The following is a 15,123-nucleotide window of genomic DNA, read 5'->3' as shown; positions in this document are numbered from 1 at the left end:
ATGTACATCGCCGAAGACGGGGGCGAGCAGGCCCCGCCGCCGGAGGCCCCGACCCTCGGCAAGAAGGTCGCGGCCCTCCAGGAGACCGTGAACTCGGGGCAGGTGTCGCTCGACCCCGCCACCGGCGAGGAGCTGCGCCGGATGCTCCTGGAGCAGATCGACCAGGTCGACTCGTGGCTGGAGCGGGCCGGCCGACTCGCCCGCCCCGCCCCGCTGGGCGCCAACCCCGTCGGCGACAAGATGGCGCACAAGTTCGAGGCCCGCGCCGACGGCGACCCGCGGTCGTTCGTCGCCGTGATGACCGCCTACCGCGAGGTGCTCCAGCAGACGCACGACTCCGTGCGGAGCGCGATCCGCAACTTCACGGCGGCCGACGAGGAGCACGAGGTCGAGATGAAGCGGCTGAGCGGGAACTGAGAGGACCGGCGGAGATGAAGCGGCAGGCTGAGGAGATCGACCTGGTCCTGACCGAGGCGCAGAACTGGGCGTCCCGGTCCCACCGCGAGCTGTACGAGGCGGTGCACAACAACAACGACCCCGGCCAGACCGGCGAGATCGGCGCGGAGTGGGGCCAGTTCGGCACCGAGCTGACCGAGGCCGCGCGGCTGATCAACGAGCGGGTGGCGGTGAGCGAGTCCGGCTGGACGGGCGACGCCGCGGACGCCGCGCGCTCGTCGATCAAGATGCTCGCCGAGTGGGTCACCGACACCGCGGCGACCGCCGTCGAGGTCGGCAAGCGGGTGCAGGACCAGAGCCACATCATGGAGAACGCGCGGGCGAGCATGCCCGAGCCGGTCGAGTTCAACTGGGACCAGGCGGCCGGGACGTTCACCGCGGGCGGCATCCAGGGGCTCGCCGGTTCGGCCGCCGACGTGCAGGCGGCCAACGAGCACGCGCGGGCGCTGCACGAGCACGCCGTGACCGTGATGAACACGATGGAGCACGAGTCGCGGGCGGTCGACCAGACCACGCCGGTGTTCACCCCGCCGTTCAACCCGGTGACCGGGCAGACCGAGGAGCCCCGGCTCATGCTGGCGGCGACCTCGGTGTCGGGTCCGACGCTGGGTGACGCGACGGCGGTCAGCGCGTACTCGTCCGGCGGCGGCGGTGGCGCGACGACGGCCCCGTCCGGGTACGCGGCGACGGCCGAGCGGCCCGTGGCGCCGCTGTCACCCACCACGTCCTACTCGCCTCCCGCGCAGAGCGGCTCGTACCAGGCGGCGGCCCTGGCCCCGGGCGCGGCCGGCGGCCCGATGCCCCCGGCGGTCTCCCGGCCCGAGGGCACGACGGCGGCCGCCGCGGCGGCGCAGGTGCCGGTGGCCAACCCGTACACCCCGTCGGGCTACACCGCGCCCTCGGGCAGCGGCTACACCGCCCCGAGCTACACCGCGCCCAACTACAACACGCCGGGCTACACCACCCCCGGCTACACGCCGCCGGGCTACAACAACCCCGGCTACGCGCCGCCGAGCAGCGGCCACGTGCCGCAGTACCAGCCGGCGAACCCGAACACCGCGCCCAAGCAGGGCGGCGGCACCCTGCCACCCGGCGTGAAGCCGCCGGCCTACGTCCCCGCCGGCAGCCCCGGCACGCCCCCGGTGACGAACACGCCGACGGCGACGGGCACGGGTCGCGGGCCGATGGGCGGCATGCCCGGCTTCGGGCCGGCCGGCGGCGGCTTCGGCCCGGCCGGGTCCGGTGGCTTCGGCGGCGGCGCAGGTGGCGGTGGCGGCTTCGGCGGTGGCGCCGGTGGCGGTTTCGGCCCGACCGGTTCGGGCGGCGCCGGTGGCACGGGCGGCGCCCTCGCGGCGGGCGGCTCGACGGCCACGGCCGGTCCCGGCGCGCCCCGCGGCCCGGTGCCCGGCGGCTTCGGTCCCGGCGCGGCGGGCGCGGCGGCGTCCGGCGTGGCCGGTGGCGCGCCCATGGGTGGCGCCCCCGCCGGCGGTCAGGGCGGCGAGGACAAGGAGCACCGCGCCGCGGCGTACATCCGGGGCGAGGACATCTTCGAGGTGCCCGGCGAGAACCTGCCGCCGTCGGTGATCGGCGGCGTGAAGCCGCGCAAGAAGGGCGACCAGGCGTGATCGAGCCGGAGTTCCTGCTGACACCGGGGGAACTGGACGCGCTGTGGCACCACCTCCGGCTGGGTCGGCTGCCGTACCCGCTGGACGTGCCGGTGCCGGGGTCGACCGAGGAGGAGCGCGAACGGCTGCGGGGCCAGGCGCTGGCCGCGCACGGCGAACCCGCGCCCCGGCTGGTCGAGCTGCTGCGGCTGCTGGCGGAGCACGAGGTGGCCGTCGACGCGGTGGCCCACGTGGACCGGGCGGTGCGGGCGGTCGCGGTGTCCGGCGGCGAGCAGGGCGCGATGGCGGTGATCGACAGCGGGTCGATCGGCGTGCTGGGCATCCGGCCGACGGCGCTGGCGCGGTCGATCGTGGACGTGCTGCCGGGCGGGTCGGCGGGACCGGGCAGCGCCCTGTCGCTGCGGCTGGAGACGCTGCACGCGGCCGTGGCGCTCCAGGACGAGCAGGACGACGACGATGACGACCCGTGGGGCGGCGGCGGCGAGCTGGACGAGCGCGAGGCGCTCCAGAAGGCGGGCCTGTCGCGCGAGGACGCGACCGTGGTCAGCGAGCTGGCCGCGAGCCGCGTCGCGGGCGGCCAGTTCGGCGTCACCGTGGGCGGCGGCTACCGGCGCACCCGGGCGGGCGCCCTGATCACGTGGTTCGACACCCACCAGGGCCGCTACCTGATGGTCCACGAGGACGGCTGGCTCAGCCTCGCCCCGACCGACAACGACCGCATCGCCACCCGGATCGCCTCGGTCCTCACCGCGGTGGCCTGACCCCATCACCTCTTCAGGGCCCCCCGAACGCCGTTCGGGGGGCCCTGAACGGTGAACCCGGGCGTCGCGAACGCAGAACTCGGGGTCCTGAACGTACGACACGGCGGTCCTGAACGTACGACTCGCGATGTCTGAGCGGAGGACACGCGATGCCGGAGTGGAGGACACGCGCGGTGAACTGGCTTTGGTTCGCGCGTGTCGTCCGGTGGGGTGTTGCGTGTCGTCCGGTGGGGTGTCGCGAGTTGTCCGGTGGGGTGTCGCGAGTTGTCCGGTCGGGCGTGGTGGGTCGCGCGGGTGGGACCGGGTGCGGGGCTCGGGGCAAGAGGGGTCCGGTGGGTGGACGGGGTTGAGGGGTGGGGGTGGGGGCGCACATGCTCGGTGGGTGAGTCAGCCACTGGTGGTCGGGGTGTTGGTCGGGAACCCGCGGGTCGGGTCGCGGACGTCGCGGGCCGCGGTCGGGGTCGGCGAGGCGGTGCGCGGCGCGTTGCGGGCGCTGGGGCACGAGGTCGCGGACGACGGGCCGCTGGTGGACGCGGCCGAACTGGCGGGTGAGGTGTTCGCGCCCGGGTCGGGGGTCGTGGACGAGGCGCTGGGCGCGCTGGGCCGGGCCGATCACCTGGTGGTGGCCTCCCCCACCTACAAGGCCACGTACACCGGGCTGTTGAAGGCCGTGCTGGACCGGGCGCCCGGTGGGTGGCTGCGGGGTCGGGTGGCGGTGCCGCTGCTGGTCGCCGCGAGCGACCGGCATGCGTTGGCGGTCGAGCTGCACCTCAAGCCGCTGCTGGTGGAGCTGGGCGCGGCGGTGCCGGGGCGCGGGCTGTTCCTCAACGAGTCCGCGCTCGACCAGGACCCCGCCGCCCTGCTGGCCGAGGCCGGCTGGTTCGCCGCGCCCGCGGGGGTGGCGTCGTGACCGACCTGCGCGCGGCGCTCCGCGACTTCCCCCAGGCCGTCGGCATCGTCACCGCGCCCGGTCCCGACGGGCCGGTCGGCGTCACGGTCAGCTCGTTCACCTCGGCCAGCCTGAACCCGCCGCTGGTCGTGGTGTGGATCGGCGAGGGCGCGTCCGCCTGGCCCGTGCTGCGCACCGCGCCGCTGTTCGCCGTCCACCTCCTGCACGCCGGTCAGACCGCGCTGTCCGACCTGTTCGCCAGGGCCGGCGCGGACCGCTTCGGGCCCGCCACGCGGTGGGAGCCCGACGCCGACGGCGTGCCGCGCCTGCTGGACGCGCCGCTGCGCCTGAGCTGCCGCACCGCCCGCCGGATCGCGGTGGGCGACCACGTGGCGCTGGTCGGCGAGCCCCGCGAGATCCGGCACGCCGACAACGAGGCCCCGCTGGTCCGGTTCCGGGGCCGCTACACGTCCGTCGCCTGAAGCTCCAACCGAAGGGTCGCCGGGAGGGGCGCGGGCACGAGGCCGCGGCGCGTGCCCGCCCCGGTACACCTAGCCGGAGGTCAAGAACCGCAGCACCTCCCGGGCCACCTCGTCGTTCTGCCGGAACGCGGGCGCGTTCGTGTTCGGCCGCGCGAACGCCGCGTAGGCCCGGTTCGACGTGTAGGGACCGACCGCGAACCGCCGCGCGTGCGGCTCGCCGCGCGCGTCCAGCAGCCGGCTGTCCGCCGCCGCGACGCGCACCTGCCCGGCCTCGTCGGCCAGCACCTCGCCCGCGTCGCGCAGCGACCGCAGCAGCGGGTCGGCCGTGCGGCCCAGCTCGTGCACCGGCAGCCGCGCCTCGATCAGCCCGGACGCCCGCACCACGTGACCCGGCACGCTCGCGCCGCCCGCCAGGAACGCCCCGTCCTCCGCCCGCACCCACGCGTCCGCGCCGAGGAACCGCACCACGCCCGCCCGGGACAGCGCCAGCAGCTGCTCCAGCCGGTCCGGCGGCGGCCCGCTGGCGAACCAGCTGAAGAACCCGTGCCACCACCCGCCGTCGCCGCGCACCCGGCCGGTCGCCGCCAGCCGCGCGTACTGCCCGTACACGCCGAGCAGCGCCAGGAACGCGCCCAGGTCGGCGCTCCACCGGTCGTCGGACCGCCGCGCCACGTCCGCCTCGACGTACCCGCGCACGTGCTCCTGGAACGCGTCCGAGGAGGCGAACACCAGCCCGTCGAGCGGCCGGTCCAGCCGCTCGAAGTCGATCCGGTCCTCGTCCGCGACGGCCTCCTCCAGCTCCCGCATCTCCGGGCCGTGCCAGTCCAGCTCGGCGAAGCACCCGGCGAACTCGTCCCACGGCTTGCGCACCCGCTCGGGGTGCCCGGTGAACAGCTCCCGGTAGTAGCCGTAGGCCACGTCCTTCGCCATCAGCGGCCACACGTCGCGCCGGAAGTCCAGGTCGCCGGAGGAGGCCCCGGCGAGGGCGTCGGCGGAGAAGAACCGCGGCGGCTCGGGCGGCGCGCCGCGCAGCCGGTAGCCGGTCTTCGAGTGGTACGGCAGGCCGCGCCGCGACCCGGCGTGCAACCGGGGCTCCCGCCCGGACGGCACGTACCGCAGCACGCCGCCCTCCCGCGTGAACCGCCCGCCGCGCTCCTCGGCGAGCAGCACGAACAGGTCGACGAACGCCAGCCCCAGCCCGCGCACCACCACGTCGGCCCCGGCGGGCACCGCGGACAGGTCGGTGTCGGCGGTGTAGTCCGGCGGCAGGTACAGCAGCCCGTGCCGCCCCGCGTACGAGGCCGGCTCCGCTTCCGCGGCCGAGGGCTCCACGTCCAGGTGACCCAGCGCGAGCACCACCACGTCGGCCACGAGCGGCTCGGCGCGGTCGGCCAGCCACACCCGCTGCGGCTCGCCCGACGACCCGGTCAGCCGCACCGCCGACGTCCGGTGCACGCGGACCGAGCTGCCGGCGGGCAGCGACGCCTCGGCCAGCCCGTGGAACCACCGCAGGTAGGCGCCCTGCACGCGGCGGCTGGGGAACGAGGTCGGCGTGGTCGCCGCCAGCTCCGCCCGCAGGTCGGGAGGCAAGCCGGGCGGCAGGTCCGACGTGGACGGGTCGGACCCAGCCTGGTCGCGCGCCCACTCCGCCAGCGACGGTCCGGGCCGGACCGGGCCCTCCAGCACCACGCTGTCGTCGGTGAACGCCGTGACGTCCTCGGCCATCGAGTTCATCCGCAGCAGCGGCGACTGCCCGTGCCGCCACACCCGGCCCGAGCCCTCGGGGAACGGGTCGACCAGGTGCACCTCCAGCGGGTGCGGGAACAGCTCGGGCGCGTTCGCGCCCAACCGCTCGACCAACCCCGAGGCGCGGGGACCCGCTCCGACGACGACGACCCGGGCGACGACCCGGTCGGTGGCAGGGCTCATGCGGCGCTCTCCCGAACACGAGGGGTGCGCGTCCCTCAACGCCGCCCCGGCAGCCAAGCGCCCGGAACGCCGCCGGGTCAAGGGTTTCCGCTATCCGGACGCCGTTGACGACGCGCCCGCGGCGCTGCTGGACTGGACCTGTTCCACCGCGCCGCACGCCACCCACCCGCGTCCCTCAACGCCCGGCACACCGGCGTGCGCGCACCGCAAAACCCCGCAAAAGACCCAGGCGTCAATTCCGCCGACGCGGCCGGAAGACGTTTCGCCTGGTCACGGGCCCACCGGCGGGATCGCCTTGCGCATCCACGGTCGGGTGACACTAAGCTGGATCGCGCCCTACGGTCGACCATTGCACCATTCGAGTGATAAATGACCGGAAATGCGCACGTCGGCTATCGCGGTGGCCTGATCGCGCGACAGGTCGACGACCAGGGTGTCCCCTCGAAGATTGGCCCGCAGAGCTGAATGAAGATGGTCGAACAGGCAGGCGCCGCACAACCGGGTGACGAGTCCGGGCACGACCGGGGCGAGTTCGCCAGGCGGTGGGCCGCCACCATCGGCTCGACCGTGGTGGCCGACCTGCCGCGTCCCCGGTTGGAGGCCTTGCTCGCCGGGTTCACCACCGACCTGCACACCGCCGTGCGGCACGACGGCCCCACCGGCGCGGTGCACCGGGCGGGCCGCGCGATGGTCGAGCACGGCCTGGTGTCGACCATCGCGCTGGAGCGCTCGCTCGCGTTCGTCGGCGACCACCTGCTCGACCACTTCGGCCTGCCCTGCGAGCGGACCAAGCGGCTGATGGGCGTGCTGGGCTCGTTCGCCGCGGGCTTCGCCGACGGCCTGCGCGTGCGCACGCTCGACCAGCAGGAGCAGAGCCAGACCCGCGCGCTGCGGCTCACCCGGTCGGCGGAGGTGAGGCTGCGGGCCAGCGAGGCCAAGTTCCGCGCGGTGTTCCGGACCTCGCCCGCGGCCATCGCGGTCACCGGCCTCCGCGGCGAGCTGCTGGACTGCAACGACGCCCTGCTCGCCATGCTCGGCCGCACCGCCGAGGAGCTGGCCGGGACCACCGGCCGCGAGCTCGTGCACCCCGACGACCAGGTGGTGCTGAACCGGCTGGCCGAGGAGCTGAGGGCCGGGCACGAGGACCACGTGCGGGCGGAGCTGCGGTTGCTGGGCGACCCCGCCGACCCGGTCACCGCGCTGGTCTCGATCGCCCTGGTGCGCGACGACGAGGGCGCGCCCGCCTACTACGTGGCCGTCCTGGAGGACCTGAACGAGGTGCGGGCGCTCCAGGCGCGGCTGCTGCACCAGAGCCTGCACGACGTGCAGACCGGCCTGGCCAACCGCGGCCAGTTCCTCGGCTGGCTGGAGAACGCGGTCGGCGCCAGGGGCTCGACGTCGCTCGCGCTGGTCGTGTTCGACCTCGACGGGTTCCGGGTGGTCAACGACGCCTACGGGCACGAGGTCGGCAACCGGGTGCTCAGCTCCGTCGCCAACCACCTGCGGTCGGTGTTCGACGGGGTCGGGCAGCTGGCCCGGATCGGGCCGGACGAGTTCGGGGTGCTGATCCGCGACCCGGAGGACGTGGCGACGGTGGTGACGCTCGCCGAGGACGCCCTCGGCCTGCTCGCCGAACCGGTGTGGGTGGGCGACGACGGCATCGGCGTGACCGCCAGCGTCGGCGTCGTGGCGCGGGCGGCGCGCGGCGCGGACGTGACCGAGCTGATGCGGTGCGTCGACATGACCGTGCGGTGGGCCAAGGAGGACGGCAAGGCGCAGTGGGCGCTCTACGACCCCGAGCGCGACCGGCGGGAGCGGACCCCGCTGCGGCTCGCCGCGTCCGTCGCGGGAGCGCTGGAGCAGGGCGACTTCCTGGTCGACTACGAGCCGGTGCGCTCGCCGGTCGACGGGTCGCTGCTGGCCGTGGAGGCGCGGCTGCGCTGGGAGCACCCCGTCGAGGGCCGGGTCGACCCGCTGGAGCTGGGCCCGCTGGTCGCCGGCACGGGCATGGCGGCGCGGCTGGGCGCGTGGGCGCTGGAGCAGGCGTGCCACGACGCCGGCCGCTGGCACGCGGAGTTCGGCGCGGCCGCGCCCGTGCTGACCATGGACCTGACCGCCCGGCAGTGCCAGGAGCCGGAGCTGGTGGCCGAGGTGCGCCGGGTGCTGCGGGAGAGCGGCCTGCCGGCGTCCGGGCTCCGGCTGGAGCTGGACGAGACGCTGCTCGGCAGGCTCGGCGAGGAGCAGCTGGAGGAGCTGTCCATCCTCGCCGAGCACGGCGTGGGGCTGACGCTCGACCGGGTGGGCAACGCCAACCACGGCGTCGACCGGCTGCGCAAGCTGCCGCTGGGCGGGCTGAAGTTCGAGGGCGCGCCGATCCGCGGCGCCACCGCGGGCGCGACCCCGATGGACGAGACGGCCACGGTGGCGCTGCTGTCGTGGGCGCGGACCCTGGGCATCCCCCTCCACGCGGCGGGCGTGCGCACGGAGGCCGAGGTGGCGCGGCTGGCCGAGCTGGGCGTGACCGGCGTGCAGGGGCCGCTGTTCGGCGAACCGCTGCCGGCGGACGGGGTCGCCGCGATTCTTGGCAAGTCCTGACGCGGCGCTCAGCCCGCTCACAGGACGCGGCGCGAACCTGGGTGCATGGCAGAGGACTTCCCCGCGGTGAGCGGGACGTTGGTGGAGCGGGCGCCGTTCCGGCGGCGCACCGGCGCGGTGGTGACCTCGGCGGCGCTGGCCGCCGCTCTGTTCGGCGGGGTCACCGGTGGCGTGGTCGGCGCGATGAGCGCGCCGGGCGCGACCACGGGCGCGGTCGGCAGCCCGGCGGCGGTGCAGGCCGGTTCGACGGCGTCGTCGGCGGCGTCGGCGGACGTCTCGGCGATCGCCGCGAAGGTGCTGCCGAGCGTGGTGCAGGTCAACGTGACCACCGCCCGGGGCGAGGGCCTGGGCTCCGGCGTGGTGCTGAGCGCGGACGGGCGGATCCTCACCAACGACCACGTCGTGGACGGGGCGCGCGAGGTCACCGTGACGCTGGCCGACGGGCGCACCGCGAACGCCTCGGTGCTGGGCAGCGACGCGTCCAGCGACCTGGCGGTCCTCCAGGCGGAGGGCGTGAGCGGCCTGACCCCGGCGGTGTTCGCCGACTCCGACCGGGTGAGGATCGGCGACCAGGTCGTGGCCATCGGCTCGCCGGAGGGCTTGCAGGGGACCGTGACCTCGGGCATCGTCAGCGCCCTCGACCGCACCGTGACCGTGCCGGCGACCACCGGCCGCCGCGGCGCGTCGGTGAGCTACCAGGCGATCCAGACCGACGCGTCGATCAACCCGGGCAACTCGGGCGGGCCGCTGGTCAACGCGGCCGGCGAGGTCGTCGGCGTCAACTCGGCGATCTACTCGCCGGCGTCGGAGAGCGGCCAGGCGGGCAGCGTGGGCATCGGCTTCGCGATCCCGTCGAACGAGGTCCAGCGGATCGTCGGGCAGCTCGCCTGAAGCGGGGCGGGCACCGGGCGCAGGGCGCCCAGGGGCGGTGGAACCCCTGGGCGCCCCCGGCTGCGCCCCCGCCCCGTCACCACTCCGGCCGCAGGGGCATGTGCGCGTCCGTGCCGTCGAGCTTCACCCCCAGCACCTGGTGCAGCTGGATGCCGTTGCGGTCGAACCCCAGCCGGGACGCGGCCAGGTACAGCCGCCACACGCGGGCGCGGGCCAGGCCCACCTCCGCCACCGCCTCCTCCCAGTGCTCGTCCAGGTTCCGCGACCAGGCCGCGAGGGTCAGCGCGTAGTGCTCGCGCAGGTTCTCCTCGTGCCGCACCTCGAAACCGGTGTCGTGCACGAGCGACACGATGTGCCCCGGTCCGACCAGCTCGCCGTCCGGGAACACGTACCGGTTGATGAAGTCGCCGGTCCGGGCGGGCTGCCGGTTGTCCGGCCGGGTGATGCAGTGGTTCAGCAGCCGGCCGCCGGGGCGCAGCTTCCGGTGCAGGGACCGGAAGTAGCCGGGCAGCTTGGCCTTGCCGATGTGCTCGGTGAGGCCGATGGAGCTGACCGCGTCGAACCCGTCCTCGCGCACGTCCCGGTAGTCCAGGTGCCGCACCTCGGCCAGGTCGGACAGGCCCGCCTCGGCGATGGCCTCGCGCGCCCACCCGGCCTGGTTGCGCGACAGCGTCACGCCCAGCGCCCGCACGCCGTGCTCGCGGGCCGCGTGGATGACCATGCCGCCCCAGCCGCAGCCCACGTCGAGCAGCCGCATCCCGGGTTCCAGCCCCAGCTTGCGCGCCACCAGCTCGTGCTTGGCGAACTGGGCCTCCTCCAGCGTGGACCCCGCCGTCGGGTACACCGCGCACGTGTAGGCCATGGACGGCCCGAGCAGCCACTCGTAGAACCTGTTCGACACGTCGTAGTGGTGGGCGATCGCCTCGCGGTCCCGCGACCTGGAGTGCCGCAGCCCGCGCAACCGCCGCTCCTGCGGCGGCGGCTCGACCCTCGTGCCCAGCCTGGCCCGCCCGAGGGTGGTCAGCAGCCCCACCCGCTGGCCCCACGGCACCTCCCGCAGCGACAGCTCCGACAGGCGCGTCAACGCCCAGTACACGTCGCCGATGATCTCCAGGTGCCCGGTCACGTACGCGCGGGCCAGGCCCAGCTCGCCGGGCGCCGACGCCAGGTAGGACAACGCCTGCGGGGTGCGCACCTCGATGCGCACGTCCGCGTCGCCGGGACCGGCCCGGCTGCCGTCGTACGCGGTGAAGACGACGTCCCACCCGCCGACCGCGCGCTGGAACACCTCGGCCAACCGCACGACAACGCTCCTCTCATCCACGCAGAACGCACTTGGCGTACAGGTCGGGCAGCCGCCCGTCCGGGTCGTAGCGCTCCTTCAGCCGCCGGTACGCCGGCCCGTCGTAGAGGTCCCAGAACTCCTCCTCCTCGTAGTAGGAGTCGGAGTACAGCGACTTGTGCCCGCCCAACCGGGTGACCTCGGCCTCGATGAGCCGGTTGCGGCTGCCCACCTCCTCGCCGGGGCGCAGCGCCACCGACGACCAGAAGCCGACGTTGACGTACAGCACGTCCGGGTCCATCGGGTACAGCGGCCAGCCCGCCCGGTCCCGGAGCCGGATCGGGCACAGCCACACCGGGCTGATGCCGATCTCGCGGTGGAAGAAGTCCAGGAACTCCGCGAGCCGGTCCACCGGGATCTCCACGTCCTGGATCACCGGCTCCTCCACCGCCCTGCCCAGCCGGGCCGAGAAGCGGTGCCGCCGGTCCCACGCCACGACCCGGCGGTAGACGTCCGACCGCAGGTAGCGCTTGGGCACCAGCCGCCGGACCAGCGGGTGCTGCACGCCGAACGCCCGCGAGCACCAGAACCAGTCGGTGTCCCACCGCCACAGGTAGTCGCGCGCGGTCAGGTAGTCGGTGCGCCGCTCCCGGATCGACCGGTAGTAGACCCGGTTGCCGGTGTAGTCGGAGGTCCGCGGCGCGGCGCCGGCCCAGTCGCCCAGGGTCAGGTACTGCTCGCCCGCCGAGAACACCGTGCCGTCCACGAAGTCGACCGGTTCGCCCAGGTACGCGCCTTCCGCGCAGATCGCGGAGACCACCGCGGCGCACTCGGCGGCGTCGCCGAACGGCACGTGCCGCAGCCGCACGTACGGCGAGACGGGCTCCAGCTCGATGTCGAGCCGCAGCGCGTAGCCGAGGGTGCCGTAGGAGTTCGGGAACCCCCGGAACAGGTCGTCGCCCGGTTCGACCACCTCGACGGCGCCCTCGCCGGTCATGACCTCCAGCTCGCGCACCGACTCGTGCGGCAGGCCGTTGCGGTACGAGCTGGACTCGATGCCGAGGCCCGCCACGGCCCCGCCGAGCGTGATGGTCTTGAGCTGCGGCACGACCAGCGGCACCAGGCCGTGCGGCAGGGTGGCGTCGACCAGGTCCTCGTAGGTGGTCATGCCCTGGACCCGGGCGATCCGGGCCTCGCGGTCGACCGACAGCACCCGGTTGAACCGGTGCACGTCGAGACCGCCGGGTTGGTCGTCGCGGAACCGGAACAGGTTCGACGTCGACTTGGCCAGCCGCACGGGCGCGCCCGCCGGGATGGCCGCGTACCGGCCGCGCAGCGCGGCCACCGCCCCTTCGTGATCGCTCACCGGATCGACGTTAGGGCCGGACGACGCGGGCAGCACCCCCGACTTTCCGGGGTCCATGAAGTTACCCACGAGTAGTACCCTGACGTGCATGACGCGCGTCACGCACGAGGTGACCAACCAGGTCCCCCCGCTGGAGGGCCACGACGTCTCCGCCGACCCGGCGCTGCTGGACGGCCTGCGCCGGGGCGGCGCGGGGTGGGCGGAACCGGAGCTGCGCGAGCTGGGCGCGCTGGCCGGCACGGCCGAGGTCCAGGACCTGGGGCGGCTGGCCAACGCCCACCCGCCCGTGCTGCGCACCCACGACCGGTACGGGCGCAGGATCGACGAGGTCGAGTTCCACCCGGCCTGGCACGAGCTGATGACCACCGCCGTGCGGCACGGCCTGCACGCCGCGCCGTGGCGCGACGACCGGCCCGGCGCGCACGTGGCGCGGGCCGCGAAGTTCTACGTGTGGAGCCAGGCCGAGGCCGGGCACGGGTGCCCCGTCTCGATGACCTACGCCGCCGTGCCCGCGCTGCGCGCGTCGCCGGGCCTGGCGGAGCGGTTCGAACCGCTGCTGGCCTCCCGCGAGTACGACTTCGGCCTGCGCGCCCCCGAGGGCAAGCGCGGCCTGGTCGCGGGCATGTCCATGACCGAGAAGCAGGGCGGCTCGGACGTGCGCGCGAACACCACCCGCGCCGTCCCCAACGGGGACGGGCACCTGCTGACCGGGCACAAGTGGTTCACCTCGGCCCCGATGTCCGACCTGTTCCTCACGCTGGCGCAGGCGCCGGGCGGCCTGTCGTGCTTCCTGGTGCCGCGCGTGCTGCCGGACGGCACGCGCAACGCGGTGCTCCTCCAGCGCCTGAAGGACAAGCTGGGCAACAGGTCCAACGCGTCGGCCGAGGTCGAGTACGACGAGGCGGTCGGCTGGCTGGTCGGCGAGGAGGGCCGGGGCGTGCGGACCATCATCGAGATGGTCAACGCGACGCGCCTGGACTGCGTGATCGGCTCGGCCTCCGGGATGCGGGCGGGGCTGACCCGGGCCGCGCACCACGCGGCGCACCGCACCGCGTTCGGCGCTCTCCTGGTCGACCAGCCCGCGATGCGCAACGTGCTGGCCGACCTGGCCGTGGAGTCGGAGGCCGCGACCACGGCGGCGCTGTGGCTGGCCGGCGCCCGCAGCCGGCTCGGGCTGGCCGTGACCAAGTACTGGGTGTGCAAGCGCGGCCCGGCGCACGCGGCCGAGGCGCTGGAGTGCCTGGGCGGCAACGGGTACGTCGAGGACTCGGGGATGCCCCGGCTGTTCCGCGAGTCGCCGCTGATGTCCATCTGGGAGGGCTCGGGCAACGTGGCGGCGCTGGACGTGCTGCGGGTGCTCGGGCGCGCGCCCGACGCGGTGGCGGAGTTCCTCGCCGAGCTGGACGCCGCCCGGGGCGCCGACCGGCGGCTGGACGACGCCGTGGCGGCGCTCAAGGACGAGCTGGCGGACACCGGCGACCTGGAGGTGCGGGCGCGCAGGCTGGTGGAGCGGATGGCGTTGGCGTTGCAGGGTTCGCTGCTGGTGCGGTTCGGGCACCCGGCGGTGGCGGACGCGTTCTGCGCGTCCCGGCTGTCCGGCGACCGGGGCGCGGCGTTCGGCACGCTGCCGCGCGGCGTCGACTTCGGCGCGATCCTGGAACGAGGTGCGCCGGAGCTGTGAGCGCGGTGCGAGTGGAGCGCTCGGGACCGGTGTTCACGGTCCTGCTGAACCGCCCGGCCGCGCGGAACGCGGTCGACGGGCCGACCGCGCACACCCTGACCGAGGTGTTCCGCGAGTTCGACGAGGACCCGACCGCGTCCGTGGCCGTCCTGCACGGCGAGGGCGGCACGTTCTGCTCGGGGGCGGACCTGAAGGCGCTGGGCACCGACCGGGGCAACGACCCGCTGTCGGAGTCCGGCCCGATGGGCCCGACCAGGGTGCGCCTGTCGAAACCGGTGATCGCCGCCGTGTCGGGCCACGCCGTGGCGGGAGGGCTCGAACTGGCCCTGTGGTGCGACCTGAGGGTGGTGGACGAGGACGCGGTGTTCGGCGTGTTCTGCCGCCGGTGGGGCGTGCCCCTCATCGACGGCGGCACCGTGCGGTTGCCGAGGCTGATCGGGACGTCACGGGCCCTGGACCTGGTCCTGACCGGCCGGCCCGTGCACTCCGGCGAGGCGCTGCGGATCGGCCTGGCGAACCGGGTCGTGCCGAACGGCACCTGCCGGGCGGCGGCCGAGGAGCTGGCCGCGGTGATCGCCGGGTTCCCGCAGGGGTGCCTGCGGCAGGACCGGTTGTCGGTGCTGGAGCAGGAGGGCCTGTCGGAGGAGGCCGCGCTGGCGAACGAGCGGGACCACGGTCTGGTGTCGTTGCGGGAGGTGGACCGGGGCCTGCGGCGGTTCCTGGCGGGCGAGGGGCGGCACGGGCGGTTCTAGGGCCTACCGGCGGTCTTCCTGCCAGGTCACGCAAGTCGGCCGCGCGCCGCCCGTGGTGAGCAGTTGCCACATGGCCTCGCGCACGGCGCCCAAGGGGACCTCGGCGTCGACGGCGTACACGGTCGCAGCGGTGTACTCCCAACCCGGGGTCGGCAGCTCGTCAGCGAAACGCGCGATGTCGTCGCGGCTGTGCAACTCGGCCACGGGCCGGTCGTGGTGGTAGGCCACCTCCAAGTGGCACGTCACGGTTGAGCCGACCTCCCGTCGTGGGCTTCCACGCCGATGCCCGCCACCCGTCCCCCCGACCACGCCCGCCCGAGCGTGGCACCGGACACGACCGGTCAACAGGGGTTCACCCGGAAGAACACCCGGCAGAGCTACCGCCCCACCGGGTGTTGACCAGCGGTCACCGGG

General features: G+C 74.9%; 13 protein-coding genes. 9 read left to right on the top strand and 4 right to left on the bottom strand.

Features of this window, described 5'->3' with window-relative positions; genetic code table 11:
- From ABD223_RS31260 to ABD223_RS31240, 5 genes are all read left to right on the top strand, one after another.
- Nucleotides 1–417, top strand: a complete 417-nt coding sequence (locus ABD223_RS31260) for a hypothetical protein (protein ID WP_344040225.1) — start codon at nt 1–3, stop codon at nt 415–417.
- 14 nt (nt 418–431) lie between these two features.
- On the top strand, nt 432–2,081 hold the full coding sequence (locus tag ABD223_RS31255) for a PPE domain-containing protein (protein WP_344040224.1): 1,650 nt from the start codon (nt 432–434) through the stop codon (nt 2,079–2,081).
- On the top strand, nt 2,078–2,842 hold the full coding sequence (locus ABD223_RS31250; protein ID WP_344040223.1) for an ESX secretion-associated protein EspG: 765 nt from the start codon (nt 2,078–2,080) through the stop codon (nt 2,840–2,842). The genes ABD223_RS31255 and ABD223_RS31250 overlap by 4 nt, the downstream gene beginning before the upstream one ends.
- Before the next feature lie 382 nt (nt 2,843–3,224).
- The gene (locus ABD223_RS31245; RefSeq protein ID WP_344040222.1) at nt 3,225–3,752 is read left to right on the top strand and encodes an NADPH-dependent FMN reductase; all 528 of its coding nucleotides are present in this window, start codon (nt 3,225–3,227) and stop codon (nt 3,750–3,752) included.
- Nucleotides 3,749–4,213 carry a flavin reductase family protein gene (locus tag ABD223_RS31240; protein WP_344040221.1) on the top strand — a complete coding sequence of 155 codons (465 nt, stop codon included), beginning with the start codon at nt 3,749–3,751 and terminating at the stop codon, nt 4,211–4,213. Before ABD223_RS31245 ends, ABD223_RS31240 begins: the two co-directional genes overlap by 4 nt.
- A gap of 69 nt (nt 4,214–4,282) precedes the next feature.
- Here ABD223_RS31240 and ABD223_RS31235 read toward each other — a convergent pair whose 3' ends face one another.
- Nucleotides 4,283–6,142 (bottom strand): FAD/NAD(P)-binding protein, encoded by a 1,860-nt coding sequence (locus tag ABD223_RS31235; protein WP_344040220.1) that lies wholly within the window; start codon nt 6,140–6,142, stop codon nt 4,283–4,285.
- A 471-nt stretch (nt 6,143–6,613) separates the two neighbouring features.
- Here ABD223_RS31235 and ABD223_RS31230 point away from each other — a divergent pair, with 471 nt between their 5' ends.
- Nucleotides 6,614–8,737 carry a putative bifunctional diguanylate cyclase/phosphodiesterase gene (locus tag ABD223_RS31230; protein ID WP_344040219.1) on the top strand — a complete coding sequence of 708 codons (2,124 nt, stop codon included), beginning with the start codon at nt 6,614–6,616 and terminating at the stop codon, nt 8,735–8,737.
- A gap of 45 nt (nt 8,738–8,782) precedes the next feature.
- Complete coding sequence (locus ABD223_RS31225; protein WP_344040218.1) at nt 8,783–9,628, top strand: S1C family serine protease; 846 nt, start codon at nt 8,783–8,785, stop codon at nt 9,626–9,628.
- A gap of 76 nt (nt 9,629–9,704) precedes the next feature.
- Here the strand turns inward: ABD223_RS31225 and ABD223_RS31220 are convergent, their stop codons facing one another.
- Nucleotides 9,705–10,931: a class I SAM-dependent methyltransferase gene (locus ABD223_RS31220; RefSeq protein ID WP_344040217.1), complete on the bottom strand. Its 1,227-nt coding sequence runs from the start codon at nt 10,929–10,931 to the stop codon at nt 9,705–9,707.
- Nucleotides 10,932–10,944: 13 nt separating this feature from the next.
- Nucleotides 10,945–12,333: an FAD-binding oxidoreductase gene (locus tag ABD223_RS31215; RefSeq protein ID WP_380648870.1), complete on the bottom strand. Its 1,389-nt coding sequence runs from the start codon at nt 12,331–12,333 to the stop codon at nt 10,945–10,947.
- A gap of 31 nt (nt 12,334–12,364) precedes the next feature.
- On the opposite strand from ABD223_RS31215, the gene ABD223_RS31210 reads away from it, so the two are divergent.
- Nucleotides 12,365–13,957 carry an acyl-CoA dehydrogenase family protein gene (locus ABD223_RS31210; protein ID WP_344040215.1) on the top strand — a complete coding sequence of 531 codons (1,593 nt, stop codon included), beginning with the start codon at nt 12,365–12,367 and terminating at the stop codon, nt 13,955–13,957.
- A complete protein-coding gene (locus tag ABD223_RS31205; RefSeq protein ID WP_344040214.1) occupies nt 13,954–14,709 on the top strand; it encodes a crotonase/enoyl-CoA hydratase family protein in 756 nt (251 codons plus the stop codon). The genes ABD223_RS31210 and ABD223_RS31205 overlap by 4 nt, the downstream gene beginning before the upstream one ends.
- A gap of 3 nt (nt 14,710–14,712) precedes the next feature.
- On the opposite strand, the gene ABD223_RS31200 is transcribed toward ABD223_RS31205, so the two are convergent.
- Nucleotides 14,713–14,955 carry an Imm1 family immunity protein gene (locus ABD223_RS31200; protein WP_344040213.1) on the bottom strand — a complete coding sequence of 81 codons (243 nt, stop codon included), beginning with the start codon at nt 14,953–14,955 and terminating at the stop codon, nt 14,713–14,715.
- Between the last annotated feature and the right edge of the window lie 168 nt (nt 14,956–15,123).

Source organism: Saccharothrix xinjiangensis, from assembly GCF_039527585.1.
Lineage (GTDB): Bacteria > Actinomycetota > Actinomycetes > Mycobacteriales > Pseudonocardiaceae > Actinosynnema > Actinosynnema xinjiangensis.
Note: the sequence above shows the minus strand (reverse complement) of the source record. Positions and strands in the feature narration are given on the sequence as shown.